The following is a 12867-nucleotide window of genomic DNA, read 5'->3' as shown; positions in this document are numbered from 1 at the left end:
TTCCTGTCACCGAGCCGTTTTCAAGGCCAGCGCTTTGTTCCAGATAAGCCGTGCGCATCCCCGGTAGCGTGTGAGACTCCTGGCTTGTTCCGTTGTGGGTTCCAGGCGGAATCGAAAGGACCTGAGAATTTTCATGTTTCTATGATACACCAAATCCGCCGAGATAGCAAACATATATTTGCCTAAAGAGGTCGCGTTCCTTTGTCCATGATTTGGAAGGATATCGAGGTTTGCGGCGCGTTTTTTCGGATCAGATCCTTTCCGTTAGGCGATACGACCCTCGGAAGACCCGGCTGCACAAAATGTTTGCGGAACAGCTCCCGGGTTCGTTAGGATAGGGACAGAGAGCAACAAATCTTGACGCTGAAGCACGAAGGCGAATGGAGGAAAACAAAGATGGAACCCATCTCGGTGCAGCCGATGCGCGAGCAGGTGGCGGCGATTTTGCGAAAAGCCATTTTTTCCGGTGAATTAAAGCCCGGCCAAGAGTTGGTGCAGGAAGAGATCGCGAATCAATTGGGTATCTCCCGTATGCCCGTGCGGGAGGCTTTTCAAATCCTCGAGAGGGACGGCTTAATCACTTTACAGTCCCACCGCAAAGCGGTTGTCCGGATCCTCACCGATGATGAGATTTCAGATCATTATGAGATCCGCGCTCTGCTGGAGGGGGAGGCGGCGGCTCGGGCGGCAAAACACCCTGGGGAACACGAGGAGATTCTCTCGGCCTTTGAGGACACGGTCAAAATGGCCGACCAAGGTTCGACCTCGGAGTTCGTTTCTGCCAACGAAGCGTTTCACCGCTCGATTTGGGAGGCAAGTCACAGCCCTCGGCTCGTGATGTTGTTGAACCTGTTGTGGAACGGACTGCCTCCGCACCTGCCTGAACTGTTGCCCCAGCAACCTTCCCGGTCCGCTCAAGAGCATGCCAGGATTGTGGAGGCCATCCGCGCCGGACACGACGACGAGGCCCGGGCGGCGATGACGGAACACGTGCTGAGGAGCTTGGGGGATTTTCTTCACCATCGCTCGGAAATCACCGGGGGTGATGCTCAAAAAAACTAAGTCAATTTCTTGTTGATTAAATGTTGGATCCAAGATATAATATGCGATAGTTGGTGGTGTTTTCTGTATTAAGCGATACTTCCCGTCTTCCATTGCAAGCCAAAGATACGCGGTGATCGAGTCGGTGGATTGATGGAAAGGATGGCGAATGGAGATGTCCGCGCTCCTCTTTGTACCGGCCACAGATGAACATAAGATTCAAAAGGCGGAGACACTGGGGTGTTCGGGGATCATCCTTGACCTCGAGGACGCCGTGTCCGAAGCCGACAAGGAGCGGGCGCGGGCAAACGCGACCCGGTGGCTGCAACAGAGGGCTTCCGATGGGCCACCGAGGCGGTGGGTGCGGATCAATGGATTGGATACCCCCCACTGGGAGAGCGATCTGGACGCAGTTTTGCCCGCTTCGCCGGACGGCTTCGTGGTTCCGAAAGTGGAGCGCGCCGGGCAGTTGCGAGCACTGGAGGACCGTTTGCGCAGGTGGGAAAGAGAAACCGGTCAGAATCTCAACGGGATTCAGATGGTGATCCTGTTGGAAACGGCTGCTGGGGTCATGAGAATGGAAGAGTTGTTATCCGCAAGTAAGCGGATTCGGGCTGCAGCCTTGGGCATTGCGGACTTGGCGGTGGACACGGGTATGTCTCTCGATTTTGCCTTCAGACAGAATGGGTTTGCGGCGGAGCGGGTCCGTTTGGTTCTCGTGTCCAGGGCTCTTGGGCTCGAACCCCCCTGGGATGTGGTGTATGTGTTTCTTGATGACAAAGCCGGATTCCGCGAGGACGTGCACTTTGGACACGACATAGGGTGTCAGGGAAAGATGGTCATTCACCCTTCCCAATTGGCTGTGGTTCGCGAAGTGTACGGGGTGTCGGATGAGGAAATGTTGAAAGCCCGGCGTATTCTGGAGATATCTGCCCAGGCCCGGCAGTCCGGACAGGGGGCTGTTTTGACCGAGGACGGCCTCTTGGTGGACGGTGCTCTGGTGCGATGGGCGGAAGACACCCTGCGGCGGGCCGGAGAACAGTGAGAATGGAGCACGAGTCTTTGACAAGGGGGACTTTTGAGGCATGGATGTGTATACGATTGCGGTTATTCCCGGCGACGGGATTGGACGGGAAGTGGTGCCGGCGGCAGTGGAGGTTCTGAAGGTTTTGGCGGAGGTGCACGGTGGGTTTCATTTCAAGTTTCAGGAGTTTCCGTGGAGTTGTGACTACTACGCTGAGCACGGGGAGATGATGCCCGCGGATGGGCTGGACATTCTGAAAGGGTTTGATGCGATCTTTCTGGGGGCGGTGGGGAATCCTGGACTGGTGCCCGACCACATTTCTCTTTGGGGGTTGCTTTTAAAGATTCGCCGGGAGTTCGAACAGGTGATCAATGTTCGTCCGGCCAAAGCCCTGAAGGGCGTGGCATCGCCGCTAACTGACCCTCAAGGATTCGATCTCGTCGTGGTTCGGGAAAACAGCGAAGGGGAGTACAGCGAAATCGGCGGGCGGCTCCATCGGGGCGATGACGAGATGGCGATCCAGGCTGCGGTGTTCACCCGCAAGGGAACGGAGCGGGTCATGCGTTATGCGTTTGAATTGGCCAGGACCCGCCGAAAACATGTAACCAGTGCGACAAAATCGAACGGCATTTACCACACGATGCCCTTTTGGGACGAAGTGTTCAAGGACGTACAGCGGGACTACCGGGATGTCCGGGTTGACTCCTATCACATTGATGCCCTGGCGGCACAGTTTGTCGCCCGGCCTTATGTCTTCGATGTGGTGGTGGCCAGTAATCTGTTTGGGGACATTCTGACCGACATCAGCGGCGCGGTGATGGGGAGCATCGGCATTGCCCCGGCGGCGAATATCAATGTCAACGGACGCTATCCGTCGATGTTCGAACCGGTGCACGGCTCGGCCCCGGACATCGCGGGCAGGGGCATCGCCAACCCCATCGGGCAGATTTGGACGGGGGCCCTCATGCTCGAACACTTCGGGCACCGAGATGCGGCTCAGGAGTTGCTGCAAGTGATGGAAGACGTGACGGCGGAAGGAATCAAGACGCCGGATATCGGCGGACATTCCGGTACTCGAGATGTGTCGGACGAGATCTGCCGCAGGCTGAGAAGGAGGTGATCATTTCACCCGTGGGACTCAACCTATATGTGGTGAGTGGAATTGCTAAAGTGTGGGAAGAGCAAGTTCCGCTCTACCGCATTCCTTGACTAGGATTATGGATCCAATATACAATCGTAGCGAACCGTTCCTGCGGACGGAGATGCGGATCTAGATCGCGAGGGGGCAAGGGGAGATGGAAAGCTTCGTACAAGTTAAGGAGAGGCCGGAAAATTCGACGATCGTTGAAGTGATTTTGGACCGCCCGAAAGTGATGAACGCCTTCAACACGGAAATGGCAGAACAGTTGCTCGAAATCTTCAAGAACCTGAGGACAAGATCTGATGTTCGGGTGGTTGGGCTGCGGTCGGCTCACGAAGGATTCTTCTGTACCGGAGCGGATCTTAAAGAGCGGAATAGGATGAGCGAGGAACAATGGCGAAACCAGCACCACCTGTTTGAAGCCATGTTTTATGCTCTCGCAGACCTGCCCATGCCCACTGTGGCGGTGATTGATGGTTACTGCTTGGCCGGCGGAATGGAATTGGCGCTGAACTGCGATTTGTGGGTGGTGAGTGAAGGTGCCACTTTTGGCTTGCCCGAGGTGACCCGGGGCATTATGCCCGGAGGTGGGGGAACGCGGCTCCTGGCTAAACGGATTGGCGTTCACCGCGCCAAAGAGGTCATTCTCAGCGGTCAAAAGTTCAGTGCCCAGCAGATGGCGGAGATGGGGGCGGTGAATCGACTGGTCCCCAGGGAGAGGTTGGACGCAGAGTTTCTGGCGTTGGCCCAGGTGATCAGTGCCAATGCCCCCTTGGCGGTGCGGTTCTGTAAAGCCGCCATCGACGAGTTGTTCGGGATGCCAGATGGTGAAGCTCGGGTTCGGGAGTTGTACTGGTACAACCAATGCGTGGATACCGAAGACCGTCTGGAGGGAGTTCGGGCATTCAACGAAAAGCGATCTCCCCATTTCCAGGGGCGCTAGTCTTGTGAAGTATCGGGGTTTTGGCGGCGGTGGAAGATCCTTGGAACCGGGGAGGGGAGCGGTATGAAGGAACAGGTGAAGAAAAAGGAGGGCCCCCTGGCAGGGATTCGCGTTGTCGATTTTACCACCAACATTTCCGGACCGTCGGCGACGGCGATTCTGGCGGACCTGGGAGCGGACGTCGTCAAGATCGAGCGGGTGGGAAAAGGAGATGACGCCCGGCACATGAGCCCCGCCTGGAACGGAGAATCGGCGTATTTTTTGGCCATAAACCGGAATAAGCGGTCCCTTGCCCTCGATTTTAGACAGCCGGAGGGCCGGGAGATCACCTTAAAACTCATTGCCCAAGCGGATGTGGTGGTGGAGAATTTTCGGAGGGGCGTGTTAGAAAAGTATGGACTAGACGGGAAAAGCCTTTTGCGCGAACACCCGTCTCTCATTTACTGTTCCCTCAGTGCGTACGGAGATGATGGGCCAGACTGCATGCTTCCCGGTTACGATGCGGTGGTTCAGGCCCGCACGGGGATCATGAGTATCACCGGGAGCCGGGAGGATGAACCCTCCCGGGCCGGGGTTTCCATCCTGGATGCCGGCAGTGCCACGTGGGCCGCAGTCGGAATCTTATCTGCGTTATTTTACCGGGAGCGAACCGGGCGAGGACAGATCGTCGGAACCTCGCTGTTCGAAACGGGAGTCTACTGGATGAATTATCACTTGGTGGCCTACCAGGCCACACGTCGGGATCCCGTGCCTCAGGGGGCCCGGCATACTGCCTTTGCCCCTTATGGGGCTTTTGAGACGGCAGATGGCCCGATCATGATTGGAATTTCGAACGATGGACTGTTTGCCCGCCTCGCCCAGGCCATCGGTCGGCCGGAGTTGACACACGATCCGCGGTTTGCGACAAACCCGGACCGGGTGTTGAACAGGGAGGAACTGGAGGGGCTGTTAAATAAGCAGCTCCGGCAACGCCCGCGGGCAGAGTGGGTGGCGTTGTTTCGGGAAGTGGGGATTCCTTGTTCTCCGATTCAACGGCCCTCTCAGGTCATGGAAGATCCACAGCTCGCGGCATTGTCGTTGTTGCAGTCGACCCCCCACCCGCGAATTGCCGAAGTGAAGATTCCGAGGCTTCCGGTGCGATTGACGGACACTCCTGCCGCGATTCGCACATCTGCGCCGCTACTTGGTCAACATACCCGAGAGATTCTTGCGGAGATCGGGGAGTTGGCTCGGGTGGAGGAGTTGCTCAGTAAGGGAGTTATCGGATTGGACGTTGAAGGAGGCGGGGACAGGTGAAAGAGTCGGAATTGCATCAAGATCTCAGGCAGGCGGTGCGAAAAGTTTGTGAGCGGTTTCCCGATGCCTATTGGCGAGAACTTGATCGACAGCGGGCATATCCCCAAGAGTTTGTGGATGCCCTGACCCAGGCGGGATATCTGGCGGCTTTGATCCCGGAGGAGTACGGCGGGGCCGGCCTGGGCATTACTGAAGCTTCCATTATCCTTGAAGAGATCAATCGATCCGGCGGGAACGCCGGGGCGTGCCACGCCCAGATGTACACGATGGGGACGTTGCTTCGCCACGGTTCCGAGGAGCAGAAACGAGTGTATTTGCCGAGGATTGCCGAGGGAACGCTTCGACTGCAGGCTTTTGGTATTACTGAGCCCAACACGGGTTCGGACACCACTCAACTGAAAACCACGGCGGTCCGGCGCGGGGACCGCTATGTCATCAATGGGCAAAAAGTGTTCATCTCCAGAACCGAACACTCCGATCTGATGCTTCTCCTCGTTCGAACCACTCCGGTGGACCAGGTGCGGAAGCGGACGGAAGGTTTGTCCGTGCTGCTGGTTGACCTGAGGGAAGCGATAGGCCGCGGGCTGACCATGCGGCCGATTCGGACAATGATGAACCATTCCGCCACAGAGCTGTTTTTCGAAGACTTGGAGGTGCCGGTGGATAATTTGATCGGGGAGGAAGGCAAAGGATTTCACTATATTCTTGATGGAATGAACGCGGAGCGGATCTTAATTGCGGCGGAATGTATTGGGGACGCGAGGTGGTTTGTGGGTCGCGCCGCGGAGTATGCACGCCGGCGGGTGGTGTTCGGGCGGCCCATCGGCCAGAACCAAGGAGTGCAGTTTCCCATTGCCCGGGCTTATGTCAATCTGGAAGCGGCCGATCTGATGCGGTTTCGGGCGGCGGAATTGTTTGACGCCGGGCAACCCTGCGGGGCTGAGGCCAACATGGCGAAGCTGTTGGCGGCGGACGCGTCTTGGGAGGCGGCCAATGTGGCCTTGCAAACCCACGGTGGGTTCGGCTTTGCCGAGGAGTATGATGTCGAACGGAAATTTCGTGAAACTCGACTTTATCAGGTGGCTCCCATCTCCACCAATCTCATTTTGTCTTACGTGGCGGAACACGTCCTCGGGCTTCCGCGCTCCTATTGACAGGTCGCGAAGAAAATGTAAACGGAAATAAAAATCGATTATACACAATCGTATTGACAATTGTCCGGGGCGAGATAGAATTATGAGGGGGATGTCGGATCCCGCATACAATTTTAAGATCGGGGTGACGCGAATGATCGGGAAAGTCGCCGTGATGACGAAGCCGGGAACCTTGGTCTTTGAGGAATATGAGGTCCCTTCGCCGGGGCCGGGGGCGGTCTTGATGGAGATCACCCGAACAAACATCTGCGGGTCCGAGCTGCACATCTGGAAGGGCCTTCACCCCACAAAAAAATCGGGGGTCATGGGGCACGAGGCCATTGGTCGGATCCAGGCACTCGGTGAGGGCGTAAAGACCGATTACGCCGGGGCCCCGGTTCAGGTGGGAGATCGAATCGTGGCCGCCTACTATCTCACGTGCCGAAAGTGCCGCCCGTGCCGGGAGGGGCAGTTTCACCTGTGCGAGAACGCCTATTCTTTCTGGTCCAAGGAAGCTGACGAATATCCTCATTTTCATGGATCCTTCGCCACCCACTACTACATTCATCCCGATCAGTATTTTTATAAAGTTCCCGATAATGTTCCGGATGTTGCGGCGGCCAGCGCGAACTGCGCGTTGTCCCAGGTCTATTTTGGCCTCGACAAGGCCGGGTTGCGCTATGGAGAGACTCTGGTGATTCAGGGGGCCGGCGGGCTCGGCTTGAACGCCTGCGCCCTGGCGAAGGAAATGGGCGCCAGGGTGGTCGTCATCGACGCTTTGGAATCCCGCTTGGCCTTAGCCCGGGATTTTGGTGCCGACTACACCATCAACCTGAATGAAGTTGACTCCGTGGAGAAACGTGCCCGGGCGGTCCAGGAGTTGACAGACGGGTCCGGAGCGGATGTGGGGTTGGAAGTCAGCGGTGTCCCGGCTGCCTTTCATGAGGGTATCCACCTGGTGCGAGCCGGAGGTCGGTATGTCAGCATTGGGAACATTTCCCCTGGGGAATTGACCGACTTCGATCCAGGGCTGATGACGCGCAAATCGATTCAGATCATTCCTGTGATCCGTTATAACCCCTGGTACCTTTACCGTTCACTGAAATTTTTGTCGAATAATATCAACAAATACCCCTTTGCTGAGATGCTGGATGCCGAGTTCACCCTGGACCAAGTGGGTGAGGCATTGGATCGGTCCGCCAAACGTCAGGTGACCCGGGCGTCTATCGTGGTTTCCGATTAAAGGGGGAGGCGTGCATGCGCACGGAAGCGCTATGGATCGACGGGGAGTGGGTACCGAGTCAAGCATCATCCGGAGGGCAGGATTTTGTTCGACACGGCATGCAATCCACATGCTATGGGAAAAGGAGGGCGTTGGAGCGAGACCACCCAGGATTAATTTCCATACCTGGCCACCGAGGAATGTTATTTGCCCAATTCCCAGGTGTGGTGTGGTCACGATGCGGAGTAGTTTAAGACGCTCAGGAAGTCCACACAAGGCTACTACGAGTGACGGGATCTCACGACAGGAGCCTTCTCCGCGCCGCGGATACGAAGTTGCGGCACGGCGAAGGCTCCTCGCTTTTGGTGTCCCGAAAGGTTCCTTATAATCCCAGCCAGCTGTCGATCCGCTCCCGGGTCAGGCGATTCCCGACGAAGAACTGGCCGAATTCGCCAAAGCGGGCGCTCACTTCGTCGAAACGCATCTCATAGATGAGCTTCTTAAACACGATGGGATCGTCGGCAAACAGCGTCACGCCCCATTCCCAGTCATCCAAACCCACAGAGCCGGTGATGATTTGCGTCACTTTGCCGCCGTAGCGCCGGCCAATTTCTCCATGACTGCGCATCATGGTCCGCCTGTCTTCCATATCGAGCATATACCAATTATCTTCGCCTTGGCGGCGTTTGTTCATCGGATAGAAGCAAATATGCTCTGTTTTTGGCAGGATCGGTTTTAATCTTCGCTGAATCACCGGGTCGTCACTGGGGTCGGTCCCGGGTTTCGTGGTATAATTGCTTAGCTCCACCACCGACACATAGGAGTACGCCGGTCGCGCGAGAGTGGCGAATTCTGACCGTTCGAAAACCAGTTCCGTCGCCTCGAGATCCTGCAAGGTGGGGCGCAGGTGGACCATGACCAGGTCCGCTTTCTGGCCGACCACCGTGTAAAGAGCTGTGCTCCCTTGCTTGGTTGCCTCGATCTCATCCCACCGGGCCACCAGGTCGAGGAAAGCGTCGCGCATATGGCGGCGCTCGTCGGCCGGCAGATGGGCCCACCGGGGCCAGTCGATATGGCGAAAATCGTGAAGGGCAAACCAGCCCTCAAGGGTTTGTACGGCTTCGCTCATGGGGATCATCTCCTTCGGATCCATCATAGCAAACCGCGGTGTGCCGGACAAAGGGGAAGATCTCGACAAGGAGGTGACAAAAGAAAAACTAATTATTGATTGATACTCGTTATTGATGTATAATGTCATTGGTGGCACGGTGCCCGGGTGGCGACGGGTGGAAACCTGATCTCACCGCGGGGGAAATTCTACATAATGAGGAGGCAGCGAACCATGCCGTTGGTAGGACGACCTGCACCTGATTTTGAGATGCTGAGCACGAAGAACATGAAAACCTTGGATGAGAAAGTTCGCTTGTCCGACTATCGCGGAAAATGGCTGGTGATGTTTTTCTACCCGATGGACTTCACTTTCGTGTGCCCCACGGAGATCACGGCGATCAGCGATCGGGCTCAGGAGTTCTTTGATCTCGACGCCGAGATTCTCGGGGTGAGCGTGGACTCCGTTCACGTGCACAAGGCGTGGATCAACACGCCCAGGGATAAGAATGGCCTGGGAGAAATTCGTTACCCGCTTGCGAGCGACATCACTAAGTCGGTCAGCCGGGCTTACGATGTGTTGATTCCCGAACAAGGCGTGGCGCTGCGGGGACTGTTCATCATTGACCCCGAGGGTATCCTGCGCTATCAAGTGGTCCATGATCTGAATATCGGACGCAGCGTCGATGAGACTTTGCGCGTCCTTGAGGCGCTGCAAACCGGCGGGTTGTGCCCGGCCGACTGGAAACCCGGAGATAAACTTCTGGAAGCCTGATCTCGGGGATCCGGCGGAGCGGGTGTCCACGCCGAGGAGACTGTAAAGGGGGACTCGCTCATGCCCATGCGTTTGGGTACCCCGTTCCCGGGACTGGAGGGAGCGACGGAGTGGCTGGTGGTGGACGGGCCGCCGAACATCGAGATCGGACGGCCGATCTTGATCCACTTCTGGGCGGTGTCGTGCCACATTTGCCACGAGACCCTGCCAAACCTCTTGGCCTACCGGGACCGGTTTGTTCCGAAGGGGCTCCAATTGGTCTCCATTCACATGCCCCGGCAGGAGGCCGACACCGATGTTGAGAAGGTCAAGAAGGACATCCAGGAGTTCGGGATTCATCATCCGGTGGCGGTGGACAATCTGCACCGGATTGCCGATCGGTATCAGAACCAGTTCGTGCCCGCGTTCTTCCTCTTTGACACCGAAGGCCATTTAAAATTCCGCGCGGCCGGGGATCGGGGATTGCAAAACGTCGAGAAGAAACTCGAAGAGCTGTTTGCCGAACCCGCTCCTTCCCAGTCGTGAGGACGGAGGCCTGAAGGCGGATGAAGGCGCACCATGTCAGAGCCCGGGTTGATGCCCGGGTTTTTTTGTGTGCGCCAAGGTCCGGAATGTCGTTGCCATGTGCACCCGCGCGGTATTGTTCCCTGGAGATGAGACGACCCCGGTCATCGCAGCACGCAACTCGGGCGATATACCGAAACCCGAGGGCCTGCGCCTTGTCCGGGTTTTCTTTACATAGTCTCTCGGATGTGGTATGTTAGGGACAGATAAGTTAAGTGTTTTTATCGGTATTGTCGGTTCTATTGGGGCCAGGGTGTATGCGGTGGTTCGAACCAGGGCGTGTGCAATTTGAACGAAGGAGAGATGGAACATGACAGTCGCCAAAAGTGTCGCCGAGTTGATCGGAAGGACGCCGCTGTTGCGGTTGAACCATTTAAGCGACGAGACCGGGGCGGAAGTGCTCGGTAAAGTCGAGTTTTTTAATCCCGGGGGCAGTGTCAAAGATCGGATTGGCTTATCGATGATCGAGGCGGCGGAGCGGGATGGCAAATTGGACCGGGACACGGTCATCATCGAGCCGACCAGCGGAAACACAGGAATCGCGTTGGCCATGGTGGCCACGGCGAAAAAGTACCGGTTGATTCTGGTGATGCCGGAAACCATGAGTGTGGAACGCCGCAGCCTTTTAAAAGCATTCGGGGCCGAGTTGGTTCTTACCCCCGGGCCTGAAGGGATGAAGGGCGCCGTCAAGAAAGCCGAGGAATTGGTCAAAAAGTATCCAAAGGCGATTATCCTTCAGCAGTTCAACAATCCCGCCAACCCGGAGATCCACCGGAGAACCACCGCCGAGGAGATTTGGAAGGACACCGACGGCAAGGTCGATATCCTGGTCAGCGGCGTTGGAACCGGAGGGACGATCACCGGAGTGGCCGAAGTCCTCAAAGGGCGCAAGCCTTCATTCCGGGCGGTGGCGGTCGAACCGGCGGATTCTCCGGTGTTGTCCGGCGGTCAACCGGGCCCGCACAAGATACAAGGCATCGGGGCCGGCTTTGTGCCGCAGGTGCTCAACACACAGTTGGTCGATGAAGTCATTCAGGTCAAGAATGAAGAGGCCTTTGCCGGAGCCCGGTTTTTGGCCCGGGAGGAAGGGTTGTTGGTGGGAATCTCCTCCGGAGCGGCCTATCACGCAGCTTCGATTCTTGCCCATCGCCCCGAAAATAAGGGCAAGACGATCGTCGTCATCCTGCCGGATACGGGGGAGCGTTACCTGTCCACTCCGCTGTTCCAAGAGGCGCAGTGAAGAAGGTTTCTACCCCCCTTTCAGCATCAGAGATAATGCGGGCGGTCTTTTTGAGCATGAACCCCCTGGGTCAGCCCAGGGGGATTTGTTTTAATGGGGCATGGTCATGGTCTTCTGTTGGCCCACGGTTAGCCACACGCCCAGGAGGCCGACAAACACGAGAATCCCGGCGATCAGATAGGGTGCGGTGGGGAACCAGCGTTCGGCTACGACGCCGGCGACCACAGGCGCGATGGCAGCCCCCATCCATCGGACAAAATTATACGCCCCTGAAGCGATGCTGCGCTGGGCATTGCTTGTCTCCACAGCCAGGGTGGAAAAGGTCGTGTTGTTCAACCCGCAAAACAGCCCGGACACGATGATGATGGCCACCCGTCCCCAGAAAGAGGGGACGACGATCAAGAGGACCAAGACGGCGACAATGGCGGAAAGGCCGAATTTAACCGTCCAAGCCCCGCCGTGGCGGTCGAGCAGTTTATGGGCCAGGAACACCGATCCGTAAGCCAGGCACAGACCCCAAGCGAAAAAGATCAACCCGAGTTCAAGGGCGGGGATTTGAAGAAAAATCGGGGAGTAGGCAAGGATCGTAAAAAACGCGAAATAGTAACACATGGCCACGAGGGCGACTCCGAGAAACGGAGGATGGGCCATGGCCCGGCCGAAGTCCCGGAATCCCTTGCGACTTTTCCCACCCGGCGGTTCGTACACCGTACTTAAAGTAAGGATGAAGGCGATGGCCATTAAGGCACTGGTTGCCAAAAATGGGTACCGCCAATTGGCGGCGCCGAGCACTCCGCCCAGGAGTGGTCCCACCGACATCCCCAGGCCCAGGGCGGCCTCGTAAAGCCCCATGCTGCGCTCCAAATTCGATGATAGCCCGATGATGATCGACATCGATGTGGCGAAAAACATCGCATTGCCCATTCCCCACCCGGCCCGGAGGCCGGCCAGTGAGTAGACGCTGTTTGAAAATCCGCAAAAGAGCGCGAACAATGTGACGAGCCCCAATCCTACCACCATCACGCCCTTATTGCCGCGGTTGGCGGCCAGGATTCCCGCCGGGATCATGACGATGGCCATCATAAAAATGTACGTCGTAAACAGCAGCTCGATTTGCCACTTTGCCGCCCCGATCTGGGCAGCGATGACCGGCAGCAGGGGATCCACGACGCCGATGCCCATAAAGCCGAACAGAGCGGCCAGGCAAGTGGCGTAGATCGCCCGGGTGGCCCGTTGGTCTTCTTCTAATGTTCGCATCGTGGATCACCTCTCTTTTGATGACAAAAGTTGTTGTTGCGGGAGGCATATATTTCGCGCAACGAAATACAAGCATTATTTCTTATTCTATGCACGCCCGGGCGACCGGTCAATGGGTTTGCCG

13 protein-coding genes and 1 pseudogene are annotated in these 12867 nt (G+C 57.0%); 11 read left to right on the top strand and 3 right to left on the bottom strand.

Annotation, left to right across the window (positions count from 1 at the left end; all coding sequences use genetic code 11):
• Window positions 1-6 precede the first annotated feature (6 nt).
• The gene (locus tag CVV65_RS09835) at window positions 7-135 is read right to left on the bottom strand and encodes a helix-turn-helix domain-containing protein (protein WP_232796579.1); all 129 of its coding nucleotides are present in this window, start codon (window positions 133-135) and stop codon (window positions 7-9) included.
• Between the two features lie 261 nt (window positions 136-396).
• Between CVV65_RS09835 and CVV65_RS09830 the strand changes: the two genes are divergently transcribed.
• The 8 genes and pseudogenes from CVV65_RS09830 to CVV65_RS17165 all read left to right on the top strand — a co-directional run.
• Window positions 397-1062 (top strand): GntR family transcriptional regulator, encoded by a 666-nt coding sequence (locus CVV65_RS09830; protein WP_100667977.1) that lies wholly within the window; start codon window positions 397-399, stop codon window positions 1060-1062.
• A 154-nt stretch (window positions 1063-1216) separates the two neighbouring features.
• Entirely contained in the window at window positions 1217-2086 is an 870-nt protein-coding gene (locus tag CVV65_RS09825; protein ID WP_157935464.1) for an HpcH/HpaI aldolase/citrate lyase family protein, read from the top strand.
• A gap of 40 nt (window positions 2087-2126) precedes the next feature.
• A complete protein-coding gene (locus CVV65_RS09820; RefSeq protein WP_100667975.1) occupies window positions 2127-3185 on the top strand; it encodes a tartrate dehydrogenase in 1059 nt (352 codons plus the stop codon).
• Between the two features lie 175 nt (window positions 3186-3360).
• Window positions 3361-4149: an enoyl-CoA hydratase/isomerase family protein gene (locus CVV65_RS09815; protein ID WP_100667974.1), complete on the top strand. Its 789-nt coding sequence runs from the start codon at window positions 3361-3363 to the stop codon at window positions 4147-4149.
• 63 nt (window positions 4150-4212) lie between these two features.
• Window positions 4213-5445 (top strand): CaiB/BaiF CoA transferase family protein, encoded by a 1233-nt coding sequence (locus CVV65_RS09810; RefSeq protein ID WP_100667973.1) that lies wholly within the window; start codon window positions 4213-4215, stop codon window positions 5443-5445.
• Window positions 5442-6599 (top strand): acyl-CoA dehydrogenase family protein, encoded by a 1158-nt coding sequence (locus tag CVV65_RS09805; protein WP_100667972.1) that lies wholly within the window; start codon window positions 5442-5444, stop codon window positions 6597-6599. Before CVV65_RS09810 ends, CVV65_RS09805 begins: the two co-directional genes overlap by 4 nt.
• Window positions 6600-6690: 91 nt before the next feature.
• A complete protein-coding gene (locus tag CVV65_RS09800; RefSeq protein WP_232796578.1) occupies window positions 6691-7821 on the top strand; it encodes a zinc-binding dehydrogenase in 1131 nt (376 codons plus the stop codon).
• 66 nt (window positions 7822-7887) lie between these two features.
• Window positions 7888-7974, top strand: a pseudogene (locus CVV65_RS17165) (N-acyl homoserine lactonase family protein); the annotation flags it as partial.
• Window positions 7975-8182: 208 nt separating this feature from the next.
• Here the strand turns inward: CVV65_RS17165 and hemQ are convergent.
• On the bottom strand, window positions 8183-8929 hold the full coding sequence (hemQ, locus tag CVV65_RS09790; protein WP_100667971.1) for a hydrogen peroxide-dependent heme synthase: 747 nt from the start codon (window positions 8927-8929) through the stop codon (window positions 8183-8185).
• Between the two features lie 213 nt (window positions 8930-9142).
• Between hemQ and CVV65_RS09785 the strand changes: the two genes are divergently transcribed.
• The 3 genes from CVV65_RS09785 (at window position 9143) to cysK (ending at window position 11486) form a co-directional block, all read left to right on the top strand.
• Window positions 9143-9682 (top strand): peroxiredoxin, encoded by a 540-nt coding sequence (locus CVV65_RS09785; RefSeq protein WP_198591989.1) that lies wholly within the window; start codon window positions 9143-9145, stop codon window positions 9680-9682.
• Between the two features lie 60 nt (window positions 9683-9742).
• Window positions 9743-10207 carry a TlpA family protein disulfide reductase gene (locus CVV65_RS09780; protein WP_100667969.1) on the top strand — a complete coding sequence of 155 codons (465 nt, stop codon included), beginning with the start codon at window positions 9743-9745 and terminating at the stop codon, window positions 10205-10207.
• A 349-nt stretch (window positions 10208-10556) separates the two neighbouring features.
• Window positions 10557-11486: a cysteine synthase A gene (cysK, locus tag CVV65_RS09775; protein WP_100667968.1), complete on the top strand. Its 930-nt coding sequence runs from the start codon at window positions 10557-10559 to the stop codon at window positions 11484-11486.
• A 90-nt stretch (window positions 11487-11576) separates the two neighbouring features.
• Here the strand turns inward: cysK and CVV65_RS09770 are convergent, their stop codons facing one another.
• A complete protein-coding gene (locus tag CVV65_RS09770) occupies window positions 11577-12743 on the bottom strand; it encodes an MFS transporter (protein ID WP_100667967.1) in 1167 nt (388 codons plus the stop codon).
• Window positions 12744-12867: the final 124 nt, after the last annotated feature.

Origin of the sequence: Kyrpidia spormannii (genome assembly GCF_002804065.1) — a bacterium.
Lineage (GTDB): Bacteria > Bacillota > Bacilli > Kyrpidiales > Kyrpidiaceae > Kyrpidia > Kyrpidia spormannii.
Note: the sequence above shows the minus strand (reverse complement) of the source record. Positions and strands in the feature narration are given on the sequence as shown.